A 24,384-nucleotide genomic window follows, 5' to 3' on the forward strand; every position below is an offset into this window, starting at 1 on the left:
GGCCGCGATCAAGCAGCAGCCCGAACGCAATCCAGAAGCCGGGAGCGGCGAGCGCTGTTCAATGCTGAGCGGCGCGGCTGGATTTCGCCCAGTCCATATAGAGCTCCAGCGCCTTGCGGGTCACCGGACCCTCCTGGAACTGAGCATCGTCGAGACGGGTGACCGGCACCACCTTGGAATAATTGCCGGTCTGGAAGATCTCGTCGGCATTCATGAAGTCTTCGACCGACAGCGTCGCCTCGCGCACCTCGAAGCCCGCCTCGCGCAGCAGCCCCATGACGCGGGCCCGCGTGATCCCGGCAAGGAAGGTGCGGTTGGCGGCCGGCGTGTAGACGACGCCATCCTTCACCATGAAGACGTTGGAGGAGGCGGTCTCCACCACATTGCCGTTCATGTCGCGCACCAGCGCATTGTCGAAGCCGCGCTTTCGCGCATCGATGATCATGCGGCCGGAATTCGGGTAAAGGCTGCCGGTCTTGGCGTCGGTCATCGCGCATTCGGGCGTCGGGCGCCGGAAGGGCGAAACTGTCAGGGATGAGGGCTTGGCCGTATGCATCGGAGCCTCGAACAGGCAGAGCGCAAAGCGGGTCGATTCGGGATCGGCCGCGACCACCGAGCCAGCCTGGCCATGTTCGGCCCAATACATGGGCTTGATGTAGATGGCGGTCTTGCCGTCGAACTTCTTCACCCCTTCCCAGGCCAGCGCCTCGATCTCCTTGGGGCTCATCGTCGCCTTCAGCCCCATGTTTTCGGCAGATCGGTTGACCCGCTGGCAATGCATGTCGAGGTCAGGAGCGATGCCGTCAAACCACCTTGCGCCGTCAAACACAGTCGAGCCCAGCCACATGGCATGCGAGGTCGGTCCAATCAGTGGCGGATTGCCGGAGAACCAGTCGCCCTCGACATAGGTGAAGGTTGGTGTGCGGGCAGAGGGATCGACAGCCATGAATGCTCTCCTTTTCTTCTTGGAAGTGAGGAAAGTCCCGCGATGCAGCAAGGTCAAGCAGAAACTGATCAGAAAGCAGAGAAAAGACAGAAAAAGAAGCCATTTCAGAAGCTTGTCTGATGAGTTCATCAGATTGCGTGATGCGATCACGGCAAAGTCAGGCGTCTTTCCTGATCCGACGTGGTTAAAGATGCCGTAACGCTTCGCTGATAATTAGAGACAAGTTGTTTCCGCACCCGCGGATCTTGTCTAGCGTATTCTGGGGGCATTTATGCGAAACGCCAAACGATTTGCCATGCTTGCAATCTCCACATTTGCCATGGCTGCTCCGGTTCATGCGGAACCCTTCTGGTCGGGTGACTGGTACCTGACCCTTGGCGGCTCGGGGATCTCCGCTCCGGTCTATGAGGGTGCGAAAGACCGCAAGCTGTTTTTCTCGCCCATCATCTCTCTTGGCCGGGGCAAGGATGCCCGTTTCAGTTCGCGCAATGACAATCCGTCGATAGCCCTTTTTGACAACGGGGCAATCCGCGCCGGTATCGCGGGCAAGCTTGTTCGTCCGCGTGATGCTGGCGACAGCGCTGATCTCAGGGGGCTCTCAGAGGTCAGGTGGGGTGCGGAAGTCGGTGGTTTCGTGGATGTCTATATGACGGATTACCTGCGTGCCCGCGGCGAACTGCGTCAGGGAATTCGCGCGCACGATGGCATGGTGGCGGATCTGTCCCTGGATGCCTTCACGGACATCGCGCCAAATCTTCGTGTCTCGGCCGGTCCGCGCGCCACCTATGCGACCAGCGGCTATACCGAAGCCTATTACGGCGTCGATGCAGCGGAATCAGCCGCATCGGGCCTTGCACAATACAATCCCGACGGTGGTTTCACATCCTACGGTCTCGGTGCCGACATTACCTGGGCTGCCACCGAAGCGATATCGGTCAGTGCCTTCACAGAATACAAGCGCCTGGCCGGCCCTGCCGCAGACAGCAGCCTTGTTAGGCAGCGGGGCACGGAAAATCAGCTGATGTTCGGTGTATCAGCCAGGTACAAGTTCGGTCTGAACTGACGCGTATAACGACAGACATAATCTCCTGCGGCGGCACGATTCTTGTGGCCGCAGCAAGCGCTTTCTCGGCGGCGTGACATCACGGCAGTTCCCTTGCTCGCCGCCTTGCTCTATCACTTCGGGTCATGAGCACGACCGAAAGCACCGCAGATCGCGTTATTGACGCGCCGTCCAACAACTGGGTTTACCGCATCCTGCCGCGCTGGCTTTGGCCCTATGCGCAGCTGGCCCGCTGGGATCGACCGATCGGCTGGCAGTTGCTCATGTGGCCCTGCTTTTGGTCGTCCGCACTGGCCGCCAACGTGCTCGCCGCCGAAGGTCAGCTCGATCTGCGCCTTTTCGTGTTTCACCTGTTCCTGTTCTTCGTCGGTTCGGTGGTGATGCGCGGCGCCGGCTGCACCTATAATGACCTTGTCGATCACGACATCGATAATCAGGTCGCGCGCACCCGCTCGCGACCTCTTCCTTCGGGCCGTGTCACGCGCCTGCAGGCCAAGATCTTCATGATCCTGCAGGCTTTGATCGGCTTCCTGGTGCTCATCAGCTTCAACTATTTTTCGATAGCGCTCGGCATCCTGTCGCTGGCGATCGTTGCGATCTATCCCTTCGCCAAACGCTTCACCGACTGGCCGCAATTCTTTCTCGGGCTTGCCTTTTCATGGGGCGGTCTGATGGGCTGGGCGGGCCTGCATGGCAGCCTGTCGCTGGTGGCTTTCCTGGTTTATGGTGGGGCGATTGCGTGGACGATCGGCTATGACACGATCTATGCCCATCAGGACAAGGAAGACGACGCTCTTGTCGGTGTCCGCTCCACCGCTCGCCTGTTTGGCGATGATACGAAGCTCTGGCTCTCCGGGCTTTATACCCTGACCCTGATCCTGCTTGTTTCGGCGTTCATTCTGGCCGACGTGAATATTGTTGCAATCCTCGGACTGTTCATAGCCGCTGCCATGTTCGCCTGGCAGATCAAGGTGCTCGATATCAATGATGCCAATCAGTGCTTGAAACTCTTCAAGTTCAACAGTCGCGTCGGAATGATCATCTTCCTGGGCCTCGTCTGTGCCTTGCCCTTTGCCTGACGGTCTCAAGGCAAAAACGGCGATCATTTCGGCACCGGCGGCAAAACGAAAACGGGCCTGAAGCTGACTTCCGGGCCCGTTTTGTATCAGGTCTGAACGGAATCAGGAACGAGCGATGATTTCCTTTCCGGAAATCTTCATGCTCACACCGAGCTTACCGGTCGTCCGGCGTACGAGGAAGCGCGGACGACGCTCGGCAAAATAGGAGTGTCTGCGGCGTGGTTGAGTTTCGCGGGTACGGATCTCTCCAATATGCTCCTCAAGCGGACGAGCCACGCCATCGGCCTCGACCATCAGCATCGGAATACGGAAAGCCTCTGCCCAGCCGCGCCAGTCGGCTGCGATGTCACAGAGATCATGAGCCACCAGAAGCGGTATGCACATATCCGGGTCGTCGTGATGCAGTTCGAGGGTAACGGTCACTTCTCCGTCTCCATGATCAATTGCGCGGGCGGCAACGCCTTTGAATGCCCGTGCCGGCAAGGCAAAGGACAATGGCAGGCCACTGCCTGGCAGGATCTTGCGCAGAACTGCACCGCGTTCGTCAATGGTGATCGTCACATCGCCTAGGGAGCCGTGCAACGCATAGGAAACCTGCTGCGGAAACCGTGTCGGATCCAGCCGTAATGTGGCTCCAGCCCAGTCTGGCTTCGTAACCGTGTTCGTCATTTTCATGCTACCCTTGTTTTACCTGAGAGCGCCTCATGCACTCCTTTTTCGGGACTTTGCGTCCTCTATGGCCCGAACATAGGCGCGGCCCCTTTGAGAGGGCTTAAAAATTGCGGTTAAAAAAACTTTGCAGCTTCAAATGGTTAGTTTTCTCGAACCAGGTAAGGTTTCGATTGGGTGAACATCTGCAACCCGCCATGTCAGTTCGGGACAAGCTCAGTCAGCCACAGGAGAAGCGATGGACCCTGCTGAATGATGGAGGCCAGTGTCATGGTATCGACGTTTCTGAGCTACAATCTGGTGACTCGCGACATCAAGGCGACCCTGAACCGGGCTGCGCAGGACCAGATCGTGGCGCGCGATGCCGCCTATTACAGAGAGAACATCGGCAATGTGAAAACCGTCGATGAATTCCTTGATGACTTCCGCCTCTATTCCTACGCAATGAAAGCGCATGGCCTGGAAGACATGACCTATGCCCGGGCTTTCATGAAGAAGGTCCTTGAGAGCGACTTGAATGACGAGAACAGTTACGCAAACAAGCTGACCGACAAGCGTTACCGCGAGTTTGCTGCGGCCTTCCAGTTCGGGCCGGGCGGGGGCGGCACGCTAACGCCCATTACATCCGACCAGACCGATGCGATGATCGGTCTTTACAATCAAAACATCGCCAATCTCGATGAACGAATTACGGAAGAGACCCGGTATTACAACGCGATGAACACGATCGTCACCAATGTCGATCAGTTCCTCGCCAATGATCGCCTGCGAGAATATTTCTTCCAGACCTTTGGAATTGATGAAGCGACCTATGATCGGAACCTCATTCGCGGCCTGCTGACCAGCGATGCAAACGACCCCAATTCCTATTTCAATACACAGATCCTGCCCAATGTCATAAACGCGCAAAGCTCGATTGAGGCCAACCTGGAGACCATTGCCAGAATTGATGCGCGAGCAGCGCTGGCGAGCCAGAACACGACACTGCAATCGATCGTGACCAGGGTCACCAGTTTCAGGGATGACATCGCGACCCTTGAAGCAAGCAAGAGCGATCCGGGTGCCGATATCGCTGCGATTGATCGGGAGATTGATACAAAGCAAAGGGATATCGACTCACGCTTCATCTCCTATGTGTCGATGAAGGTCGGTGATATGACCGCCGAGATTGCGGCTCTGGAGGCCGGTAAAAGCGAGGCGGGTGCCGATATTCCGGCCCTTCAGGCCCAGATCGATGCCATTCAGATCGAGCTGGACGCGGCCAGTGCCGATCTTGCGGCTCGAAACGCGATTGCGACCCAGAAGGCAGATCGTGCAGCGCTTGAGGCACAAAAGGCAGAGCCAGATGCCGATATTCCTGCCCTTCAGGCACAAATCGACGCCCTGACCAGCCAGATCACCGCAGCTGAAGCAAGTCTCATTCCGACTGATATTCCCGATATAAACGCAACGATTGCCGAAAAACAGGCTCAGATCGATGCCTACACGGGCCTTCCAGCCCTGGGGGAAGACAGCACGGCCCTGCGGGCCCAGTTGGTCAGTCAGAACAACACCAGTTCGCGCTTCATGGGTGCTGCAGCTGGCTATCAGAATATTGTTGATGCCTTCCAGTTCAACGCAGATGGAACGGTGCCCGCTGATGGCTTCATGAGCGCCGCCAATCTCGAGGCGATCAATACCAACTATCTCGGAAGCCAGGATCGGGTGACCCGCGCTGCCGCCCTGATGACGGACGAATATGTCCGCTCGGTCATCAACACCTTCACCACCGTTGAAGAGATGATGAGCGACAGCCGGGTGGCCAGCTACATCAAGGCTGCAGCCGGACTGTCCACCAGCTTCACCATCGTCAATGCCACGTTGGAGCAAGCGATCACCGGTGATCCGGATGACCCCAACGACCCGTTCTTCAGGCAGTATGTAGGAACTCCCGCTTTCGAAGGTCTGGCTTTCCTGGCTGGTCTCTTCAATTTCAACAGTGACGGAACCTTGCCTGCAGGACAGACTCCGATCAGTGCGTCCAATCAGGAACGTCTGTCGAATGGCTATTTCAGCGGCTACAATGACGTGGACGACGCGGCTGACGAGCGGGAAATCGCGACTTTGAGGACCACCCTGGCGGCGATCAACCGGGATACAAGCACCGTTGCGACTGTCGACCAGCTTCTTGCCAATTCCGTTATCTATAACTTCGCCGTGAAGGCCGTCGGGCTTGATCCTGCTGAAGTCTCGCGGTCGACCATGCGCCGTGTCCTGACCAGCAATCTCGATGATCCCAGAAGCTTCGTCTACACGCTGGGCGATGAGCGTTATGTCGAGTTCGCCAAGCTCTTCAACTATGATGAAGAAGGCAATCTGACATGGGCAAAGATGGCCCAGTCGGAATCGACGCTGAAGGATTACGCCAAGGACTACACGATCCAGAAGACGCGCTTCCTTGAAGGGACCGAGCTGGAGCAGGCGAGAGAGGCGGCCTCCGACGAGGTCGAATACTACCAGAACAAGATTGCGACACTGACGTCGCGCGATGAGCTTCTTGCTGATCGACGCATCGTTGATTTTTTGCTGATTGCCAAGGGTATCGATCCGAAGTCGGTCACCAATGACTTCATGCGTCAGATGTTCCTGTCGGATCTGGATGATCCGAGGAGTGCCGCCAACACGACGTCCGATACCCGCTTCTCCGAGATCGTCGCCTCATTCAATTTCAATGCCGAGGGGCGGGTCATTCGTCTGGCCGGAGACAGCATCCAGGAAAAGGGTGACATGGTCGAGACCATGAACCTCTTCCTGCGCCAGCAGATCGAGACGAATGAGGGCGCCAGCAATGCGGGCGTGCGCCTTGCGCTCTACTTTGAACGCATGGCCGGCAGTCTGACATCACCCTATGACATTCTGGGTGACACTGCCCTCTATGAATTTTTCCGGACAACATTCGGCCTTCCGGCAGAGCTGGGCAGCATGGATGTCGACCAGCAGGCGAAGGTCGTCGAGCAATATCTGGATATGAAGGATCTTGCCGATCCCGAGAAGGTCAAGAAGCTCGTGACGCGGTTTACGGCCATGTACGACGTGCAGAATGACACCAGCTTCAACGGTGCTCTGACACTGCTGACCGGTAACAGTGGCAGCGTAGGCATTAGCGCAGATCTCATGTTTGCGATTTCCCAGCTGAGAAGCTGATCCTAGAGCGAATGCTCGGTCCATCACCTCTTGCAGGCAGGCTTCTCTAAAGCTATCGATATATTCCATGAGATATATCGATGGGAGGTAATCGTGATCTGTAATCCGCTGCCACGCCTGGGTGCTCTTATTGGTCTTTCGATTCTGTCCTTGATGCCCTTGAGCCTGGCCAGGGCCGATGAGCCCCTCACCGTCTTTGCCGCAGCGAGCCTGAAGGAAGCGGTTGAAAACATCGCTGCCGCATGGCAGGCGGAAACCGGCACGGATGTCCGTATCTCGCTTGCTGGCAGTTCGGCGCTGGCCAAGCAGATCGAAGAGGGCGCACCCGCCGATATCTTTATTTCTGCCGATCAGCGATGGATGGATTATCTTGCCGAAAAAGAGCTGTTGAAGAACGAAAGCCGCGTCGATCTTCTCGCCAACCGGATCGTGCTTGTCGCCCCCGCAAATTCGGCCCTTGAGGTGTCCATCGCTCCTGGCTTTGCCCTTGCCGACATGCTTGGAGAAGAACGTCTTGCCATGGCCAACGTGGATGCGGTCCCTGCAGGCGTCTATGGCAAGGCGGCACTGGAAAACCTCGGTGTCTGGGAGAGCGTGAAGGATAAGGTCGCCCAGGCGGAGAATGTTCGTGCGGCGCTGTTGCTGGTCTCCCGGCAGGAGGCCCCTCTCGGTATCGTGTATGAAACGGATGCGAAGGTCGATCCGGGTGTCCGTGTCCTGGATCGTTTCCCCGAGGCAAGCCATCCGCCGATTGTCTATCCGGCAGCCCTGTTGAGCGAAAGCGACTATCCATCAGCGAGTGATTTCCTCAGCTATCTCCAGGGCGCGAAAGCCCATGAAATATTTGCCGCAGCAGGATTTACCGTCCTGTCCCGGACGAACTGATCCGGTTCTGGCGACGAAGACATGAAAGACAGCAGCAAATCGTGACGCTCACACCGGAAGAATGGACGGCGATGATGTTGAGCCTGCGGGTTGCCGCAGTCGCTGTCATTTTCTCCTTGCCGCTTGGCCTTCTGGTGGCCTGGCTTTTGTCTCGCAGGGAATTCTGGGGCAAGACCCTGTTGAACGGTCTCGTTCACCTGCCGCTGATCCTGCCGCCAGTCGTCACTGGCTACCTGCTTTTGCTGACCTTCGGACGCCGTGGAACCGTCGGCAGCTTCCTCGAAGAGTGGTTCGGTCTCGTATTCTCCTTCCGCTGGACGGGTGCGGCCCTTGCCGCCGCTGTCATGGGTTTTCCGTTGATGGTTCGCTCGATCCGCCTCTCGCTGGATGCGGTTGACCGCAAGCTGGAGGCCGCTGCGGCAACGCTCGGGGCCTCGCCCCTCCGTGTCTTTGTGACGATCACTTTACCGCTCATCCTGCCGGGCATCGCCGCTGGCGCGATTCTCGCCTTTGCCAAGTCCATGGGCGAATTCGGAGCGACGATTACCTTCGTCTCCAACATCCCGGGTGAAACACAGACCCTGTCTTCGGCCATCTATACCTATACGCAGGTTCCCGGCGGTGATCTGGCTGCGATGCGGTTGACGCTGATCTCGATCGTCATTTCCTTTGCCGCCCTGATTGCCTCGGAAGTGCTGGCCCGCCGAATTGCCGCACGGGTAGGAGCAAGCTGATGTTGACGCTTGATATTACCCATCGCCAGGGAGAATTCACGCTTGCGGCAAATCTTCAGATAGGCTCCGGACTGACCGCATTGTTCGGCCCCTCCGGTTCGGGCAAGACGACCTTGATCAATCTGGTTGCGGGATTGACGAGACCGATGCAGGGCGCGATCCGTTTCGCCGATGAGATATGGAGCGATACGGCAAGTGGTCGTTTCGTTCCCCCGCATCGCCGCCGCATCGGCTATGTCTTTCAGGAAGGCCGGCTGTTTCCCCATATGTCGGTTCGGCAGAACCTCGGCTACGGCCAAAGACACTTGCCCGCAAACGAGCCTCGGGAAAGCCTGCAGCGGATCATCGAGCTTCTCGCAATTGCGCACCTGCTGGATCGCCGGCCGCTTCATCTTTCGGGCGGGGAAAAACAGCGTGTTGCGCTGGGCAGGGCCCTGATGGCGAGCCCAAGGCTCCTCCTGATGGATGAGCCTCTGTCCGCCCTCGACAGCAATCTGAAGGCTCAGATCCTTCCGGATATTGAGCGCATTCGCGATGAGGTGGGCATTCCGATCCTCTATGTCAGCCATGCCGTCGAGGAGGTATCGCGGCTTGCAACACGCGTCGTGGCTTTCGAACAGGGAAGGGCAATCGCAATTGGCGCGCCGGATGAAGTGCTGTCGCGTGTGCCCCATGGCTCCGGCACCATGCCCGCAGGCAATTTCATTTCTGCAAGCGTGAAAGCGCACCATCTCAAGGACGGTCTTACCGAGGCAGAAAGCCGCGCCGGGCAGCTCTTTCTCCGCCATGTCGATGTACCGGAAGGCACACCGATCCGCGTGTTTGTGCCGATTTCCGAAATCGTGATTGCGACGGGTAAGGTTGCCGGCCTGTCCACGCTGAACCGCCTCTCGGGTCAGATTTCCGCGATTGAGGAGGGGCGGGACGCCTCGGTCGAAGTTGCGGTCAATTGTGAGGGCGAGGTCCTGCGAGCAGAAGTCACGAAACGTTCCGCCGAAAGTCTGGGCCTCTCGCTTGGCCAGCCGGTTCATCTCCTGTTCAAGACGGTCTCTCTGGCGCAGGATGGCCTGTTTCGACAGGCTTGAGCCTATTCGCTGTCCGGCTTCGATGACTTGGATGGTTCGAACAAGGGGTTCTGCACCTCTGCCAGAAAGGCGAGATCGTTTGCCAGCGCGCGCTGGCTTTCCGCCTCCAGTCGTTGGCAGCAGGCCAGCAATTGGATACCGAAGTCCGTAAGGCCAGCTCCCCGCCACTCTTGCCGCCATGGCGGGTAAAGATCGAGGGCTCCCGAAACATCCGGTTGATTTCGTCCGCCAGCAGCCAGGCGCGGCGATAGGACATGCCGAGTGCAGCCCCCGCCGCGCGGATGGACCCGTGTTCGGCAATCAGCGCCAGAAGATCCGCCTTGCCGGGGCCGAGGCGAGCGCCATTGGCCAGATCAATGCGGAGCGTCACGCGCGCAGCCTTCGCCATGATCAGCCGATCACCTTGCCGGGGTTCATGATGCCTGCAGGATCGAAGGCCTGCTTGATCCGCCGCATCAATTCGGTCTCGATCGGCGGACGGCTGGCGATGAGCTCATCGCGCTTCAGCTGGCCGACACCATGTTCGGCGGAAATCGAACCGTGATGGGCATGCACGATCGCATGCACCACGGCATTGACCTCCCGCCACCGTCCGATGAATTCCGCCTTGTCAGCACCCACGGGCTGGCTGATATTGTAATGGATATTGCCGTCCCCCAGATGTCCGAAGCCGCAGATCCTGGCGCCCGGAATGAGAGCGAGCACTGCAGCATCGGCTTCCGCGAGAAATGCCGGAATGCGCGACACGGGGACGGACACATCATGCTTGATCGATCCGCCCTCCGGTTTTTGGGCGTCCGACATGCTTTCGCGCAGATGCCAGAAGGCTTTCTGCTGGGCCATCGAGCTCGCAACGGCAGCATCTGCAACAAGCCCCGCCTCGAAGGCCTCTTCCAGGAGGTCATGCATCATCGCCTCGGCTGTTTCCGCAGAATCGGAGGTGGAGATATCGATAAGCGCATACCAGGCATGGGGCGAGAGCAGGGGATCGCGCACACCCGGCACATGCCGCGTGGTGAATTCGATCCCGATCCGTGGCATCAGCTCGAACCCGGTCAGGGCCGTGCCGCAGCGCTGAGAGGCCTTTTCGAAGAGCGCCAGCGCGTCTGCTGGCGTTGACAGTCCTGCAAAGGCAACCTGCTTGCCGCGCGGACGGGGATACATCTTGAGGACGGCGCCCGTGATCACGCCAAGTGTTCCTTCCGCACCAATGAAGAGATCCCGCAGATCATAGCCGCTATTGTCTTTCTTCAGACGCCGAAGCCCGTCCCAGATTTCCCCTGTTGGCAGCACCACTTCCAGCCCGAGGCAAAGCTGGCGCATATTGCCATAGGCAAGAACGGCTGTCCCGCCCGCATTGGTCGCGAGATTGCCGCCGATCCGGCAGGAGCCTTCGGACCCCAGAGACAACGGAAACAGCCTGCCATGTGCCTCGGCTGCTTTCTGGATGTCGGCCAGAATACAGCCGCCATCGGCAATGATGACATCGGCCTGGGGATCGATCTCTCGAATCCTGTTCATCCGTTCGAGCGACAGCAGCACGTCCTCGCCGCTTTCGCGCGGCACCTGTCCGCCCACGAGCCCAGTCCCTCCGCTGACGGGTACGACAGGCGTTCCCGTTTCGCTGGCAAGCTTCAGGATGGCCGAGACCTCTTCTGTTGAAGCAGGTTTCAGTACAAGGGAGGATGCGCCATGATAAAGACCGCGATTTTCCGTGAGATAGGGCTTGATCTCGTCGGCCCGCGTCAGGGCATTCGCTTCCCCCACGATAGCGATGAAGGCGCGCATGCGCTCGGCCGGTGTCAGAGCAAGGTTCATCTCCGCTCTCCGTCCGGCCCTCTTGGCGCGGCAGCCCGCATCAGCCGGTCATTGATTGCCTCGCCCAATCCGTCAAACGGGACAGGGGCGACAGCAATACCGACTGCGCCGCTGGCGTCGGCCTTCTTGAGATAGTCAAACAGATTGGCCGCTGCCTCCCGAAGGTCCCCCTCCGGGCTCAGATTGAGGCTGATCTTCACACGATCCTCTCCTTCTACCGGCTGCGGTCCGAACCGGATCAGTGCCTCCTGAGGGGCGGCTTTGACGGCATTCAGTCGCACATGGGCATTGGGCGCGTAATGGGATGTCAGCATGCCGGGCGCTTCGATGGCAGCGTGTTTTTCCAGCTGCGATCGCTCAACCGCAAGGCCGGTCAGCGCCTCGATCGTTTCGACGGAAATGCCACCTGGTCTCAAAAGCCGGATACGATCATCCTCGACCTTCACGATCGTCGATTCCACACCCACCGGGCAGGCGCCGCCATCAAGGATGAGGTCTATCCTGCTGCCGAGATCGGCATCGACATGGGCTGCCGTCGTCGGGCTGATCCGACCGGAGGAGTTTGCGCTCGGTGCGGCCAGCGGTTCGCCGTAACGGCGGATCAATTCCCCTGCAGCCCCCTGCGGGACCCGAATGCCAACGGTCGATAATCCTGCCGTCGCCAGTGGATGAATTCCGCTTGCCCCCTTCAGCGGCAGGACAAGTGTCAGCGGGCCCGGCCAGAAATGCGATGCCAGCAAGCGCGATACGGTATCAAACTCGGCATATCGTTCCGCCATGGTGAGATCGGCCATGTGGCAGATCAGCGGATTGAAGCGCGGGCGTCCCTTCGTTTCGTAAATGCTGGTGATTGCACGCGGATCGGTGGCATCTGCAGCTAGGCCATACACAGTCTCGGTCGGGATGGCGACGGGTTTTGCCGCCGCGAGAAGATGAAGCGCTTCCTTCAGCGCTTCCTCCCGGTTTTCCTCGATTTTGATGACCCGCGCCATGTTTCCGTCTTTCGTCTCGATGCGAGTGTCCATAGCGCGAGGGAAGTCTGTCTTGCAAACCTCTTTTCGCAACGAAACAGCCCGATTAATTGCCTTGAGACAGTCAGAATTGAAAAGGGTAAAATTTTAAACGTCGATGTAACCGAAAGAAAGAATTCTTCTGCAATTGTTCGCAAAACCATCGAATTACGTCGTAGCCAGCCAGGAAAGAAAAGATGCAGCAAGTCAAGAATCCTGCTTCCAGCATTGCATTGCGGGTTGCCACAGCGATGCACCAGATGGGTATCGATGGTTTGCCGCGAAATTACGAGCTGGTCTATGAGGCCTATGCTGGCTCCAACCCCGAACTGGTGCGCGACTTCATTGCGCTGGGCAAGGTCAAGACGCAGGAGGCGCTGGATGCGCTGGGCCGAAAATATCTGCCGCATCACCATGAAGATGGCCTGCTCAGCCGCCAGAACGGTCAGGTTCGCGCCGAAATGAGCAGTTTCATCAACCTGCTCAACGAGGAGAAGATTTCTCTCACCGATTATGGTCGCGTGATTGGCCATGCGTCGCGCGCCATCATGACGGAAGCCGATCTCGAAGGAACGCCGCTCGGTCAATCGATCAAGGCGCTGAAGGCTGCAACCGAAAAGCGCGCCTATCAAAACAGCAATGTGGTGCGCGCCGTGGTTGACAAGACCGCAAGCCTTGCTGATCTTCAGCGTGAGGCCGAAGAGGCCGAGGCCGCCAAGTTTGTCGATCCGCTGACGCGTCTTGCCAGCCGCCGTGCCTTCAACAAGGCCATTGCCAAGGTCTTCGCTAATCCTGAGATGCCCGTGCTTTGTGGCGTCGCTATCGGTGAGATCGATGATTTTGCCCGGATCCAGGAGCAGGCAGGTCCGACTGTCGCCGAGCGCTACATCCTGCAGGTTGCCAAGGTTCTCGAAGCCGTATCGGGCGGTGGCGATCTTGCCTGCCGCTTCGATGGTGGTCGCTTCGGGCTCCTGCTTTACACCTCTGACCAGGAAGAGGTGACCCGAATTGTCGAGCATGTGCGCTCGAAGCTGAAGGCGACCGCCTTCGTCAATTCAGGTACGGGACGCGCGGCTGCCCAGGTGCTGATGTCCTTCGGTATCTGCTTCTCCGAACAGGCTCCCAACGCCTTCGACTTCACCAATTTTGCCGAGAAGGCTCTTGCGACCTCGAAGGGCGCAGGCGGTGATACGGTCACCATTTACGGCGCAAGCGAATACGCCTCGAAAGACTGGCTGATTTACAAGAAAAAGCCGGTGGGCGGTTTTGGCGCAACGGACGGCGTCAAAGCTTCGCGATGATCTTGCGCAACTCGGCGTCCTTGGCGCCGAGTTGCAGCACATTCTTCAAGGCCTGCTTCGGATCGTGGGTGCGGAACAGAAGTCCATTGTCGCGGATCGAACGATCGATCACCATGGACTTGCTTTCCTTTTCCGGATGAATTGCCACGGCGAAATACATCCGTGAATAGTCCGGCTTGATCTGCCCGAAGAAGGCTTCTTCAGTTTCCCCGATCTCGGCGAAGAAATTGGCGATGTAGAAGGCCCATTTGACATCGGCATATTTCGCAAAGCTCGTCCGGGCCGCAGTCACGTGGCAATAACCCAGATGTGGCGTCTGTTCCAATGTCCGGTGAAAAATGATCTTCGGAAACTTGATCGATCGGTGGAAGCTGTTGATTCGCGTGTGAGTGGTTTCAGCGGCCGCTTCCAGACGCTTGCCTGTGCGCGCTGCCACTTCGTCAAAGGTCAGATAACGTCGCTCTTCCGGAACCCAATCATCACGGTGACGCGAAATCCGCCCCGTGCGCAGGAATTCGGTATGCGCCGCCTTGCCGGGCACGGGCACCTTGCTGGTTGCCTTGGCTGCATAGTAACGCAATTTCTGCATCGGGAACTCTGCCGTTTCCAACTGAACCATACTTAGATTAGCGCACCGTGGTTAATGGGTGTTTGCCTGACCATGCGTCAGTTAGGTTTCGCGAGGCTTGCCGTCCTGCAAAAACAACCGGTTCCGCGGCATGGTCAGATTGCGTCATGCATTGACCGGGGTCCCGATCACATTTCTTCTAATGCGCTGACTTAAAATGGAAATTTTGCGCCTTGCGGCATCCCGTGCTCGATCACCCATGTCGCAAACATTCGAGGCCTTGTCGTTTCGCAATGCAGCGTATGGCAAGGCGTTGTGCTTAAGTGATTTCAACGCTCGAGGTGCCGCCTCTTTTCAAGATGGGGCGGGAAATCGGGAAGCCGGTCAAAATCCGGCGCTGCCCCCGCAACGGTGGTGGAGTGAAGGGCCGACACATTGCCACTGGGGGGAGACCTGGGAAGGCGTCGGTCTGATCCGCAAGGATGCTCCTGAGCCCGGAAACCAGCCTCGGCAGACGGACATTTGAGGTTGCGGAGGGCGACCGGAGATAGCTATGCGCCCCGCCTTCTCAAGGCGACGACAGGCTGTGCTCTTTTCTCCCCCGAGTTTTTGAAAACGAGGACGACATGGACCTGCAGGCCACCGTGCTACGCCAGCTGAAGAACCGCCGCGAAGGCTTCTCGCTCGAACAGCCTTTCTATATCGACCAGGATTATTTCAAACTCGACATGGAAATGATCTGGTATCGCGATTGGCTGTTCATCGGCCACGACTGCGAGATCCCGCGCGCCGGCAATTACTTCACCGCCCAGATCGGCGATTACCCCGTCGTCGTCGTGCGCGGCAAGGATCAGGTCATCCGCGCCTTCCACAACACCTGTCGCCATCGCGGCCACCGCGTCTGCACCAAGGACAAGGGCGCCGCTGCCAAGCTCGTCTGCCCCTATCACAACTGGACCTATGATCTCGACGGCTCGCTGGTCTTTGCCCGGCAGATGGGCGAAACGTTCGACAAGGCCGAGTTCGGCCTGAAGACCGTGCATTGCGAAAGCGTCGGCGGCTATATCTTCGTCTGTCTCGCCAACGAGCCTGCCGATTTCGCCCTGGTCCGCGCCTCGATAGAGCCGTATCTGCGCCCGCATCGTCTGTGGGAGGCCAAGGTTGCCCACAAGAACACGATCATCGAGAAGGGCAACTGGAAGCTCGTCTGGGAAAACAACCGCGAATGCTACCACTGCGCCGGCAACCATCCGGAGCTCTGCCGCACCTATCCGGAAGCCCCGACCGCAACCGGCGTCCAGGGTGCAGGCGATGACCCGTTCATTTCCGAGCACTGGGCACGCTGCGAGGCCGCCGGTCTGCCGTCAGAGTTCAAGATGGATCCGTCAGGCCAGTTCCGCACCGCCCGTATGCCGCTGATCCAGGATGCCGAGAGCTACACCATGTCCGGCAAGCGCGCCGTGAAGAAGCCGCTCTCGGCCGACGTGCCGATCAGCCATATCGGCACCATGCTGCTCTTCCACTATCCAACGACCTGGAACCACATCCTCGGCGACCACGCGATCTCCTTCCGCGTCCTGCCGATCTCGGCGGAGGAAACCGCCGTCACCACCACCTGGCTGGTCAACAAGGATGCCGTCGAAGGCGTCGATTACAACTTGGACGAGCTGACCCATGTCTGGAACATGACCAACGATCAGGATCGTTCGATCGTTGAGGAAAACGCCTTCGGCATCCGCTCGCCGGCCTATGAGCCCGGTCCTTATTCCGTCGATCACGAAGGTGGCGTCATGCAGTTCGTCGAATGGTATTCCAATTTCATGGTGAGCCGTCTGCAGGGCGACAAGGCTCGTCTTTCCGTGGTGGCCTGAGATGAACATCGCCGTCACCCAGTATCGCCATGTCGACGAGATGCGCCCCTGGTCCGACCGGGAGCATCTGCTGGAATGCGTCGCCGTCACGCCCGAGGCCGCCGACGTGATGACGTTTACCTTCAAGCCCAACAAGCCGGGCCTGTGGTTCCGCTATCTGCCGGGCCAATTCGTCACGCTGGAAATTCCGGTCGGGCCAGAGCCGGTCATGCGCACTTACACGCTCTCCTCCAGCCCCTCGCGCCCCTACACGGTGGCCGTGACGGTCAAGGCGCAGAAGGATTCAATCGGCACCCGCTGGATGTTCGATAACCTGAAGCCCGGCATGGCGCTGAAGGCTTTCGGCCCACTTGGCGACTTCTCCTATGCCAAGTATCCGGGCAAGAAGTATCTCTTCATCTCGGCCGGTTCCGGCATCACGCCGATGATGTCGATGACCCGCGATATGAGCGACCGGGCTCCCGACAGCGACATCACCTTCCTGCATTGTGCCCTCTCGCCCGATGACATCATCTTCCGCTGGGAACTGGAAGCAAAAGCCCGTGACATGCCGAACTTCCAGCTCGGCTTCATCATCGAGCAATTGGGTCGCGGTCAGCTCTGGTCGGGCCTGAAGGGCCGTATCGACAAGGCCAAGATCGCGCTTCTCGCGTCCGACTTCCTCGATCGCACGGTCTTCTGCTGCGGCCCGGCGCCCTTCATGGCGACCGTGCGCGAGGCGCTCGAAGGCGCCGGCTTCGACATGAAGCAGTATCACGAGGAAGCGTTCCAGCCGGTCAAGCAGGAGCTGCCGGAAGTCGTTGTTTATGCCGATGGCGAACAGCCGACCAGGGTCACCTTCGCCATGTCCGGCAAGGACGGCCTCTGCGCGCCGGGCCATACCGTGCTGCAGGCAGCGCGGGCCGCCGGTGTCCGCATCGGCGCCGCCTGCGAATCCGGCCTTTGCGGCACCTGCAAGGTCATGAAGCTCTCGGGCGAGGTCGAAATGGACCATAATGGCGGCATTCTCGATGACGAGATCGACGAGGGTTATGTCCTCGCCTGCTGTTCGCGGCCGAAGGGCGATATCGAGATCGAAGCCTGAGGCGCGTGCTCCTTTTTGGCGCGGTCGGATTTTTTCAGATTTTTCCTTCATGCGGCGGAACCAACCGCTGATCCATGCGTTTGACGTGTGCCTACGGATGTGAGGTCCCCCCGCCATTCGCTCCGTTCAGGCAGCCGGCCCGACGAGACATCGTCGGGCCGGGTTGCGTTTGAACGCAGAATTCCGTTGCCACAATCGTTAATATTAGGTTCAGATGGCATACGTTAGCTTTTCAGCATTCCCTTGGACAATCCAGCGGAGAGGGTCGGGCCTCGCGGTGAGTGCGCGATCTCAAACCAAAACAGGGTAGGAGACCTGCCATGAGGACCATTATGAAGCGCTGTGCTGCCGTCGTCCTGGCCGCCACAGTCAGCCTGACGGGCATTGCGCCCGCACAGGCCATGAGCCTGCCGTCCGCACCGGTGACTATCACCTCTGACGTGACGCGGGTCGATCATCGCCATGGAACCTATTACCGATACGAACGCTATGAGCGTCACGAGCGTCGCTATGGTTCGCACCATTACCGTTACGAGCGTCATGGCTATTACAACGGTCACCGCGGTTATCGCTCGAAGCGACCGGGCTATCGCTATCACGACGGTTACTGGTTTCCGCTCGCAGCCTTTGCAGCAGGGGCAATCATCGGCGGCGCGATCGCTGTCCAGCCCGCACCTCCGCCACGCGCCCGCGTCGGGATCAATCCGCGCCACTATGCCTGGTGCGCCAATCGCTACCGGTCCTATCACCGGGCATCGAACACCTTCCAGCCGTATCACGGCCCGCGCCAGCAGTGCTATTCGCCTTACTACTGACGGATCAGGACAGGAATTCAGAGATTTCAGATGCCTGAAACGAGAATGCCCGGCAAACGCCGGGCATTCGTGCTTCTGGCTGTAGCGATCATCAGCCGATCAGGGCGTTGTCGTCGCGCTTGATCGCAACAACGGTCGAACGCGGCAGCTTGCCTTCGCCATCCGGGAACGGAGCGTCAGGATGCTGGATACCGGCGAACATGGTGCGCTTGTCGGCGGACCAGGTGAGGCCGGTGACTTCAGAGCCCTTAGGGCCGGTCAGGAAGCGCTCGATGCGCCCGGTAACCGGGTCGCCAGCGAGCATCTGGTTGTTGCCCTGGCCGGCGAAATCGCCTTCGTTCGAATCCTCGCCGTCTGTCTGGATCCAGACGAGACCGGTCGAGTCAAACATCATGCCGTCCGGCGAATTGAACATGTTGCCTTCGTTAATATTCGACGAACCGGCATAGGCGTCCTGGTGGACAACCGGGTTGCCGGCCATGACGAACAGATCCCAGTTGAACTTGGAATCGGTGTGATCGTCATTGGCAGGATACCAGCGCACGATCTGACCATATTCGTTCTTCTCGCGCGGGTTGACGGCATTGACGGCCATTTCGTCTCCACCGGCATTGGTGCGCAGCTTGCCGTCCTTGATTTCGCCGCGGCGGCTGTTGTTGGTGAGGCAGCAATAGGCCTCGACAGCAACCGGGTTGACGGCGACCCATTCGGGACGGTCCATGGTCGTTGCACCGACCTTGGAAGCGGCCTGACGGGTGAAGACGGCGATTTCGTCAGCCTTCATGCCGGTGGTTTCCGGTGTCAGCGCCAGCCACTCGCCTGCGCCATCGTCGGAGAACTTGGCGACGTACAGCGTGCCTTCGTCCAGCAGTTTCGAGGTGTCGCCACCGGGCACGTAGATGCCGTTCGAGATGAACTTGTAGAGGAATTCGCCGCGCTCATCGTCACCCATGTAAACGACGACACGACCGTCGCGAGCGATGGTAACGGCTGCATTCTCGTGCTTGAAGCGGCCAAGGGCAGTGCGCTTGATTGGCGTCGAGGATGCATCCGACGGGTCGATCTCGACAACATAACCGGCGCGGCGCGGCTCGTTCGGGTTCTTGGCAACGTCGAAACGCTCGTCGAATTTTTCGTAGGCATAGCGTGTTTCGGCGACGATACCATAGCGCTTGTAGTCGTCCGGCATCTGGAATTCGGCGTTTGTGGTGCCGAAATAGCCGTTGAAGTTTTCTTCGCAGGTCAGGTAGGTGCCCCACGGCGTCTTGCCAGCGCCGCAGTTGTTGAAGGTCCCGAGACAGTCGACACCGGCTGGGTCGGCAGCCGTCTTGACGAGGTCGGAGCCAGCGGCCGGACCGGACAGCTTCATCGGCGTGTTGTGGTGGATGCGGCGGTTGAACGGGCTATCGAGAACGATTTCCCAACCGTTTTCACCTTCGGCCACTTCCATGACGGTAACGCCCTGCAGGTTCTGCAGAATGCGAACGTCGTCGGCGCTCATCGGCATGCCGTCGGCATTGTTCGGGAGGTTGGTCTTGTTGTTTACATATTCGTGGTTGACCGCGATGACCTGACGGTCGCCGATCAGGAACAGTTCCATGCCGTCGGTGTTTTCACCGAAGACCTTGTCGGAATTCTCAAGGCTGACACCGTTGACCGGATCAATATCCGAAACATTGGAGAACAGCGGCTGGCCCCACTTGGCGAGCGGCTTCCAGCTATAGCCTTCAGGAACATGAACGGTGGCATCTGTCTGGATCGCGATTGGCTTGAACGCGAAGCGCGAGGCGGCTTCCTGCGCCTGCGCCGAAGTCGAGCTCATCAGATTGCCCAGCGTGCCCATGGCGGCAGCGGCAGAACCGACAGCGAGGATGCCGCCGAGGAAACCACGGCGCGAAATCGCCTTTTCGACAACGCGGTCGAAGTCGGTGACGGCCGGCGGAGGATTGTGGAGTTCGTCCCACTCATCCCAGGACAGTTCGTTCTTGTTCACTTCGGTCATGATGGCCTCCGAGGGTTGGTTTTTGGAATTGTTCCAACACTCGCTTAGTCAGACTGGATGACAGGCATGTGACGAATGGATGAATGTCGTCCATATCACGTTTGGCTTGTTGAGCGACTGCGAATTGGCCCCGGTTCTGACCTGTCAGGCAAGCGCTCTCAATGCGGCACAAAGGCAGATGAGTATGAACACCAGAGGCAAAGAGAGACGAAGATTGGACCTGATCTCTGCCTCCAGGTGGGGATAGCGCTCCCGGCCCGGATAGTTGGAATAGGTCAGCACGATATCGATGAGGAGCACCAGGATCAGGTAGAAGTAGCCGAGCGAGACCATGAAGGCGACGGGTGAATTCATCGAGATCGACCCGGGAAAGCTCGATTCGTAGGTGAAGCCGAGTGCTGCGAGAGCAAGAAGCGCCGAATAGGTGATCGGCGCCTTGTCTCCGATCAGACTGTCGCGTGACCAGAGTATGAAGACCGAGACGGACAGCACGGCCAGAAACGGCACAAATATTGGCAATACATAATATTGCCAATCTCTTGTCAGGATTGCGGTCGCGACAACCCGAACAAAAGGCTGGGCATTCCAGCCGTGAAAGCGCTCCATCACGACCGACATGCTTTCCGGAGTCCAGTTCGTAGCCGAGACATCGATGGCAACTGTCGAGAGTTCCCGATCGATGTCGTCAATCACGTAGATGACCTCATCGGCGGAATGGCGAGGAGATATCAGCGACAGCGCCAGCTTCTGCTGGTCGAAGGGAAAGGTCGTCATATTGATTTTGATGCGGAAATCCGCGTCAAGTCGCGTGATCCGCGTGACTGTTCCGTCTGAACGTTGGATCATGGCGGTCGATTGGGTGCGGGCTTCGCTGATCTGGTTCTCGATCAGGGTTCCCGGTGTCCACATTCCCGAAAGTCGCTGTTCAGCTTCCGCTCCGATATAGTCGAAGCGCCCGAAGCCGGTGATCCTCGGGTCAAAGGCAAGGTTCGGATTCGACCAACGCTCGTTCACCTCGATCATCATCGAGGCTTCACCTGCCGTTTCATCGATCCGCGATACGTTCAGGACCCGTATCGTAAGATGCACGGCCATCGGCAGGTAAACACCTTTTGGCAGAGGTTTGGCAGCCTCTTCGGCGAAGAGCGGTCGGGCGCCCGCTGCAACCATCGCCAGCAAAAGCAGGAGCAGGCGGAAGGCATGCCATGTCATGACCCGACGTCTCCGGCAGTCCGCTCGAGCGGTCGCAAAACAATCGCGCGGATCGCCACCATGATGAGGCCATAGCCAATCAGCAGGCCGATGAGCCCACTCGTCAGCGCCGTGATCAAGGCGCGTCGAAAGGCTCCATCCAAATCCGATACATCCCGCGCGATGACGATGGTGCCAATCATCCGCCCGGAGTAATCAAGCAGCGGCTGGGCAAAGGTGCCATAGCGGGTGCCATCGACGGCGTGGAATGCCTGCACCGGTTCACGCTGGAGACCGATGGCTCCCGATCGATAGAGGGCTTCAAACAGCGAGGTATTGGTTGCCGATTCGATCACCAGCCCGAAGGTATCTGCGCCTGCCGTTTGTCCCGAACCTGAAAAACCTGTCATGGCCGGGCTGAGGAAAAGGGCGAAATCGGCACCCGAGGCCGATTTCGCCAGATCCATCAGCGTCTTCAGCTCGATACCCACCTCGAAGGTGCCGATCAGCGTTTCCTGGTCGAGAACGGGCGCAACCGCACGAAGGCTCAGTCCGGCAATGCCGACTTCCAGGCCTTTTTGCAGGATCTGACTGCGATTGGCCGCCAGGATCATCGGTCTGAAACCGGAGAGATCCTGACCGAAATTGCCGGGGTCCTGAACGCGCAGGAAGCTCTTGATGTCTGGCGTGTGGAAGTGCAGCATGTTCACACCGGCCTCGCTGGCCAGGGATTGGTAAGTCGGTTGCAGATAGCGTGCGAGCCCCGCGCGCTCACCCGCCTTCATCATCTCGATCACCAGCGGATCGCGGCTGATCGCAAGGGCATGGGTTGCAGACAGGCTGGCCGCCTGAGACATGGAGGATGTCAGCAGGAGCGCGGTAGACTGCATTTCCCGGCTGTGGCTTTCATTGAGCTGCGTTTGACTGCCGCTGATGAGAAACCCGCTGCCGATGGCAAGCGTCAGCGCAAGGCAAAGCGTTGTGGCGAGCGCCAGGGAGCGGTCAAGGGTCATGGGTGGCCCGGATATGAGTAGAATGAGGAGTCTTCCCTATGCCAACCGTTACCAAGTGCGAACGACCAAGTTTGGGTGAAAGTCCCGGGCTCGTCCCGAAAATACGGATGCTTCGGACAAAACGGACTGCTGCAATCGAGACTGCGACGAGCGGGCGCAGCGGGCATCAGACCGATTGACGTTTACGTAAAAATCAACTAGCTCAATGGGTCATGAGGGCGTATCCGGGGTAAGGGGGATGCGCTTAGGACGGATACCAATGTGGAGGAGCGCGCCATGTATAAGGCACCCGTGGATGAGATTGCTTTTACCCTGAAGCATGTAGCTGGACTGGCCAAGGCCATTGATGACGGGCGGCTCGGCGACCTGAGCGACGACCTTGTAGACGCCATCCTCACGGAAGCCGGTCGTTTTGCCTCTGATGAAGTCGCGCCGCTCGCCGAAGTCGGTGACAAGCAGGGCGCGCGCCTTGTGGACGGCAAGGTGATCGTTCCGGATGGTTGGGACAAGCTCTACCGTGAATGGGCCGAGGGTGGCTGGAATTCGTTGACCGCTGCGGAGGAATTTGGCGGGCAGGGGCTTCCGCATATGCTGAATGTCGCAGCCCTCGAAATGTGGAATTCCGGGTCGATGGCCTTTGCGCTGGGTCCGACGCTGACCATGGGTGCCGTCGATGCGCTGAGCGCTCACGGATCGGACGCGCTGAAATCGAAATACCTGCCGAAGATGGTGTCAGGCGAATGGACCGGCACGATGAACCTGACCGAGCCGCATGCCGGTTCCGACCTGGGCGTCATGAAGTCCCGCGCCGAGCGTCGCGATGACGGCACCTACCGCATCTTCGGCCAGAAGATCTACATCACCTGGGGTGAGCACGACATCACCGAGAACATCATCCATCTCGTCCTCGCGCGCCTGCCCGATGCCCCCGCCGGCACGCGCGGCATCTCGCTCTTCCTGGTGCCGAAATTCCTCGTCAATGACGATGGCTCGCTCGGTGCCCGCAATGATCTCCATTGCCATTCGCTTGAGCACAAGGTTGGCATCCACGGCTCGCCGACCTGCACCATGATCTACGGCGACGGCAAGTTCGGCGACGAGCCGGGCGCGATCGGCTATCTGATCGGCGAGGAGAACAAGGGCCTCGCCTGCATGTTCACCATGATGAACAATGCCCGCCTTGCCGTCGGCATGCAGGGTGTCGCCATCTGTGAGGCGGCAACACAAAAGGCCGTGCAATACGCCAAGGACCGGACGCAGGGCAAAGCCCCCGGCTGGACCGGCTCCGGCATGTCGCCGATCATCGAGCATCCGGATGTCGCCCGCATGCTGGTGACGATGAAGGCCCTGACGCAGGGCTCGCGCGCCATCTGCTATACGTGCGCCCACGCCACCGATATGAGCCATCATGCAGAGGGCGATGAGGCCCGTCACTGGGCCGAGCGTGCAGCTCTTCTCACCCCGATTGCCAAGTCCTTCGCCACCGATGCCGGCGTCGATGTCGCCTCGCTCGGCATTCAGACCCATGGCGGCATGGGGTTCATCGAGGAAACGGGCGCCGCCCGCTTCTGGCGCGACAGCCGCATTGCCCCGATCTACGAGGGCACCAACGGCATCCAGGCCGCCGACCTCGTCACCCGCAAGCTGCCGCTCTCGAACGGGGAGCATGTCCGTGGCTTCATCTGTGAACTGCGCGAGATCGTGGACGCCGTGCGCGCCTCAAATCTCACCGCCTTCGGTGAGACGGCGACGCGTCTTGACGCCAGTCTCGCCGACCTTGAGCAGACGACCGATTGGTTGCTGGTCCAGCTGGCCGCCGGAAATCTCAATGCCGCCCTTTCGGGGGCAACACCCTATCAGCGCCTTTTCGGACTGACGCTGACCGGCGCCTATCTGGCCAAGGGCGCGCTGCCTGACGAAGAGCATGGCCGCGAAGAGCGCCTTGCACTCTGCCGCTTTGCCGCAGAAAACATCATCGCCGAAACCGCCGCGCTCAAGGACCGCGTCATCAACGGCGAGGCAAGCCTCAACGCGGCGAGGGCACTGTTCGCCTGATCACCACCTCCC

At 59.1% G+C, this 24,384-nt stretch carries 20 protein-coding genes and 1 riboswitch; of the genes, 11 read left to right on the forward strand and 9 right to left on the reverse strand.

The genetic code is table 11. From position 1 onward, the window contains the following. Positions 1-58: 58 nt before the first annotated feature. A complete protein-coding gene (locus FE840_RS08545; protein ID WP_138285282.1) occupies positions 59-946 on the reverse strand; it encodes a branched-chain amino acid aminotransferase in 888 nt (295 codons plus the stop codon). A 271-nt stretch (positions 947-1,217) separates the two neighbouring features. Between FE840_RS08545 and FE840_RS08550 the strand changes: the two genes are divergently transcribed. Together FE840_RS08550 and ubiA are read left to right on the forward strand one after the other, a co-directional pair. After that, positions 1,218-2,009 (forward strand): MipA/OmpV family protein, encoded by a 792-nt coding sequence (locus tag FE840_RS08550; RefSeq protein WP_138285281.1) that lies wholly within the window; start codon positions 1,218-1,220, stop codon positions 2,007-2,009. A gap of 125 nt (positions 2,010-2,134) precedes the next feature. After that, a complete protein-coding gene (ubiA, locus tag FE840_RS08555) occupies positions 2,135-3,088 on the forward strand; it encodes a 4-hydroxybenzoate octaprenyltransferase (RefSeq protein WP_138285280.1) in 954 nt (317 codons plus the stop codon). Positions 3,089-3,190: 102 nt separating this feature from the next. Here the strand turns inward: ubiA and FE840_RS08560 are convergent, their stop codons facing one another. Continuing rightward, positions 3,191-3,757, reverse strand: coding sequence for a DUF6101 family protein (locus FE840_RS08560; RefSeq protein ID WP_138285279.1), 567 nt, complete (start codon positions 3,755-3,757; stop codon positions 3,191-3,193). Between the two features lie 270 nt (positions 3,758-4,027). Between FE840_RS08560 and FE840_RS08565 the strand changes: the two genes are divergently transcribed. The 4 genes from FE840_RS08565 (at position 4,028) to modC (ending at position 9,644) form a co-directional block, all read left to right on the forward strand. Further along, the gene (locus FE840_RS08565) at positions 4,028-6,940 is read left to right on the forward strand and encodes a DUF1217 domain-containing protein (RefSeq protein ID WP_246318730.1); all 2,913 of its coding nucleotides are present in this window, start codon (positions 4,028-4,030) and stop codon (positions 6,938-6,940) included. 153 nt (positions 6,941-7,093) lie between these two features. Next, positions 7,094-7,825: a molybdate ABC transporter substrate-binding protein gene (gene modA / locus FE840_RS08570; protein WP_138285964.1), complete on the forward strand. Its 732-nt coding sequence runs from the start codon at positions 7,094-7,096 to the stop codon at positions 7,823-7,825. Between the two features lie 71 nt (positions 7,826-7,896). Then, positions 7,897-8,559 (forward strand): molybdate ABC transporter permease subunit, encoded by a 663-nt coding sequence (gene modB, locus FE840_RS08575; protein WP_138285963.1) that lies wholly within the window; start codon positions 7,897-7,899, stop codon positions 8,557-8,559. Next, a complete protein-coding gene (gene modC, locus FE840_RS08580) occupies positions 8,559-9,644 on the forward strand; it encodes a molybdenum ABC transporter ATP-binding protein (protein WP_138285277.1) in 1,086 nt (361 codons plus the stop codon). Before modB ends, modC begins: the two co-directional genes overlap by 1 nt. On the opposite strand, the gene FE840_RS08585 is transcribed toward modC, so the two are convergent. Genes FE840_RS08585 through FE840_RS08595 form a run of 3 tightly spaced genes read right to left on the reverse strand, consistent with a single transcriptional unit; the run spans position 9,598 to position 12,454 of the window. Then, a complete protein-coding gene (locus FE840_RS08585) occupies positions 9,598-10,032 on the reverse strand; it encodes a winged helix-turn-helix domain-containing protein (protein WP_425502112.1) in 435 nt (144 codons plus the stop codon). The two genes, modC and FE840_RS08585, sit on opposite strands and share 47 nt — an antisense overlap. A 2-nt stretch (positions 10,033-10,034) precedes the next feature. Then, a complete protein-coding gene (locus FE840_RS08590) occupies positions 10,035-11,462 on the reverse strand; it encodes an FAD-binding oxidoreductase (RefSeq protein WP_138285275.1) in 1,428 nt (475 codons plus the stop codon). Next, complete coding sequence (locus FE840_RS08595) at positions 11,459-12,454, reverse strand: L-threonylcarbamoyladenylate synthase (RefSeq protein WP_138285962.1); 996 nt, start codon at positions 12,452-12,454, stop codon at positions 11,459-11,461. The genes FE840_RS08590 and FE840_RS08595 overlap by 4 nt, the downstream gene beginning before the upstream one ends. A 215-nt stretch (positions 12,455-12,669) precedes the next feature. On the opposite strand from FE840_RS08595, the gene FE840_RS08600 reads away from it, so the two are divergent. Continuing rightward, entirely contained in the window at positions 12,670-13,773 is a 1,104-nt protein-coding gene (locus FE840_RS08600) for a GGDEF domain-containing protein (protein ID WP_138285274.1), read from the forward strand. On the opposite strand, the gene FE840_RS08605 is transcribed toward FE840_RS08600, so the two are convergent. Then, positions 13,757-14,362: a DUF6656 family protein gene (locus tag FE840_RS08605; protein WP_138285273.1), complete on the reverse strand. Its 606-nt coding sequence runs from the start codon at positions 14,360-14,362 to the stop codon at positions 13,757-13,759. The genes FE840_RS08600 and FE840_RS08605 overlap by 17 nt on opposite strands. A gap of 301 nt (positions 14,363-14,663) precedes the next feature. Then, positions 14,664-14,865, forward strand: a riboswitch (cobalamin riboswitch). Between the two features lie 102 nt (positions 14,866-14,967). Here FE840_RS08605 and FE840_RS08610 point away from each other — a divergent pair. The 3 genes from FE840_RS08610 (at position 14,968) to FE840_RS08620 (ending at position 18,111) form a co-directional block, all read left to right on the forward strand. After that, a complete protein-coding gene (locus FE840_RS08610; protein WP_138285272.1) occupies positions 14,968-16,212 on the forward strand; it encodes an aromatic ring-hydroxylating oxygenase subunit alpha in 1,245 nt (414 codons plus the stop codon). Position 16,213: 1 nt separating this feature from the next. After that, positions 16,214-17,296 carry an FAD-binding oxidoreductase gene (locus FE840_RS08615; protein WP_138285271.1) on the forward strand — a complete coding sequence of 361 codons (1,083 nt, stop codon included), beginning with the start codon at positions 16,214-16,216 and terminating at the stop codon, positions 17,294-17,296. Positions 17,297-17,616: 320 nt separating this feature from the next. Then, positions 17,617-18,111, forward strand: coding sequence for a BA14K family protein (locus FE840_RS08620; RefSeq protein ID WP_138285270.1), 495 nt, complete (start codon positions 17,617-17,619; stop codon positions 18,109-18,111). A gap of 91 nt (positions 18,112-18,202) precedes the next feature. On the opposite strand, the gene FE840_RS08625 is transcribed toward FE840_RS08620, so the two are convergent. The 3 genes from FE840_RS08625 to FE840_RS08635 form a co-directional block, all read right to left on the reverse strand. After that, the gene (locus FE840_RS08625) at positions 18,203-20,113 is read right to left on the reverse strand and encodes a PhoX family protein (protein WP_138285269.1); all 1,911 of its coding nucleotides are present in this window, start codon (positions 20,111-20,113) and stop codon (positions 18,203-18,205) included. A 144-nt stretch (positions 20,114-20,257) separates the two neighbouring features. Further along, positions 20,258-21,325 (reverse strand): ligand-gated ion channel, encoded by a 1,068-nt coding sequence (locus FE840_RS08630; RefSeq protein WP_138285268.1) that lies wholly within the window; start codon positions 21,323-21,325, stop codon positions 20,258-20,260. Next, positions 21,322-22,317 carry a cache domain-containing protein gene (locus tag FE840_RS08635; protein ID WP_138285267.1) on the reverse strand — a complete coding sequence of 332 codons (996 nt, stop codon included), beginning with the start codon at positions 22,315-22,317 and terminating at the stop codon, positions 21,322-21,324. Before FE840_RS08635 ends, FE840_RS08630 begins: the two co-directional genes overlap by 4 nt. Before the next feature lie 276 nt (positions 22,318-22,593). Here FE840_RS08635 and FE840_RS08640 point away from each other — a divergent pair, with 276 nt between their 5' ends. Then, positions 22,594-24,372 (forward strand): acyl-CoA dehydrogenase family protein, encoded by a 1,779-nt coding sequence (locus FE840_RS08640; RefSeq protein ID WP_138285266.1) that lies wholly within the window; start codon positions 22,594-22,596, stop codon positions 24,370-24,372. Positions 24,373-24,384 lie beyond the last annotated feature (12 nt).

This window comes from Peteryoungia desertarenae, from assembly GCF_005860795.2.
In the GTDB taxonomy this organism is placed as follows: Bacteria; Pseudomonadota; Alphaproteobacteria; order Rhizobiales; family Rhizobiaceae; genus Allorhizobium; species Allorhizobium desertarenae.

Excerpts from the sequence above, each read along its gene's own strand:
- FE840_RS08625 (WP_138285269.1), bottom strand. The coding sequence starts at position 20,113 with ATGACCGAAGTGAACAAGAACGAACTGTCCTGGGATGAGTGGGACGAA.
- FE840_RS08595 (WP_138285962.1), bottom strand. The coding sequence starts at position 12,454 with ATGGCGCGGGTCATCAAAATCGAGGAAAACCGGGAGGAAGCGCTGAAG.
- FE840_RS08590 (WP_138285275.1), bottom strand. The coding sequence starts at position 11,462 with ATGAACCTTGCTCTGACACCGGCCGAGCGCATGCGCGCCTTCATCGCT.
- ubiA (WP_138285280.1), top strand. The coding sequence starts at position 2,135 with ATGAGCACGACCGAAAGCACCGCAGATCGCGTTATTGACGCGCCGTCC.
- FE840_RS08635 (WP_138285267.1), bottom strand. The coding sequence starts at position 22,317 with ATGACCCTTGACCGCTCCCTGGCGCTCGCCACAACGCTTTGCCTTGCG.
- modB (WP_138285963.1), top strand. The coding sequence starts at position 7,897 with ATGATGTTGAGCCTGCGGGTTGCCGCAGTCGCTGTCATTTTCTCCTTG.
- FE840_RS08545 (WP_138285282.1), bottom strand. The coding sequence starts at position 946 with ATGGCTGTCGATCCCTCTGCCCGCACACCAACCTTCACCTATGTCGAG.
- FE840_RS08620 (WP_138285270.1), top strand. The coding sequence starts at position 17,617 with ATGAGGACCATTATGAAGCGCTGTGCTGCCGTCGTCCTGGCCGCCACA.
- FE840_RS08630 (WP_138285268.1), bottom strand. The coding sequence starts at position 21,325 with ATGACATGGCATGCCTTCCGCCTGCTCCTGCTTTTGCTGGCGATGGTT.
- FE840_RS08585 (WP_425502112.1), bottom strand. The coding sequence starts at position 10,032 with ATGGCGAAGGCTGCGCGCGTGACGCTCCGCATTGATCTGGCCAATGGC.
- FE840_RS08565 (WP_246318730.1), top strand. The coding sequence starts at position 4,028 with ATGGTATCGACGTTTCTGAGCTACAATCTGGTGACTCGCGACATCAAG.
- FE840_RS08640 (WP_138285266.1), top strand. The coding sequence starts at position 22,594 with ATGTATAAGGCACCCGTGGATGAGATTGCTTTTACCCTGAAGCATGTA.
- FE840_RS08550 (WP_138285281.1), top strand. The coding sequence starts at position 1,218 with ATGCGAAACGCCAAACGATTTGCCATGCTTGCAATCTCCACATTTGCC.
- FE840_RS08600 (WP_138285274.1), top strand. The coding sequence starts at position 12,670 with ATGCAGCAAGTCAAGAATCCTGCTTCCAGCATTGCATTGCGGGTTGCC.
- FE840_RS08615 (WP_138285271.1), top strand. The coding sequence starts at position 16,214 with ATGAACATCGCCGTCACCCAGTATCGCCATGTCGACGAGATGCGCCCC.
- FE840_RS08560 (WP_138285279.1), bottom strand. The coding sequence starts at position 3,757 with ATGACGAACACGGTTACGAAGCCAGACTGGGCTGGAGCCACATTACGG.
- modC (WP_138285277.1), top strand. The coding sequence starts at position 8,559 with ATGTTGACGCTTGATATTACCCATCGCCAGGGAGAATTCACGCTTGCG.
- modA (WP_138285964.1), top strand. The coding sequence starts at position 7,094 with ATGCCCTTGAGCCTGGCCAGGGCCGATGAGCCCCTCACCGTCTTTGCC.
- FE840_RS08605 (WP_138285273.1), bottom strand. The coding sequence starts at position 14,362 with ATGCAGAAATTGCGTTACTATGCAGCCAAGGCAACCAGCAAGGTGCCC.
- FE840_RS08610 (WP_138285272.1), top strand. The coding sequence starts at position 14,968 with ATGGACCTGCAGGCCACCGTGCTACGCCAGCTGAAGAACCGCCGCGAA.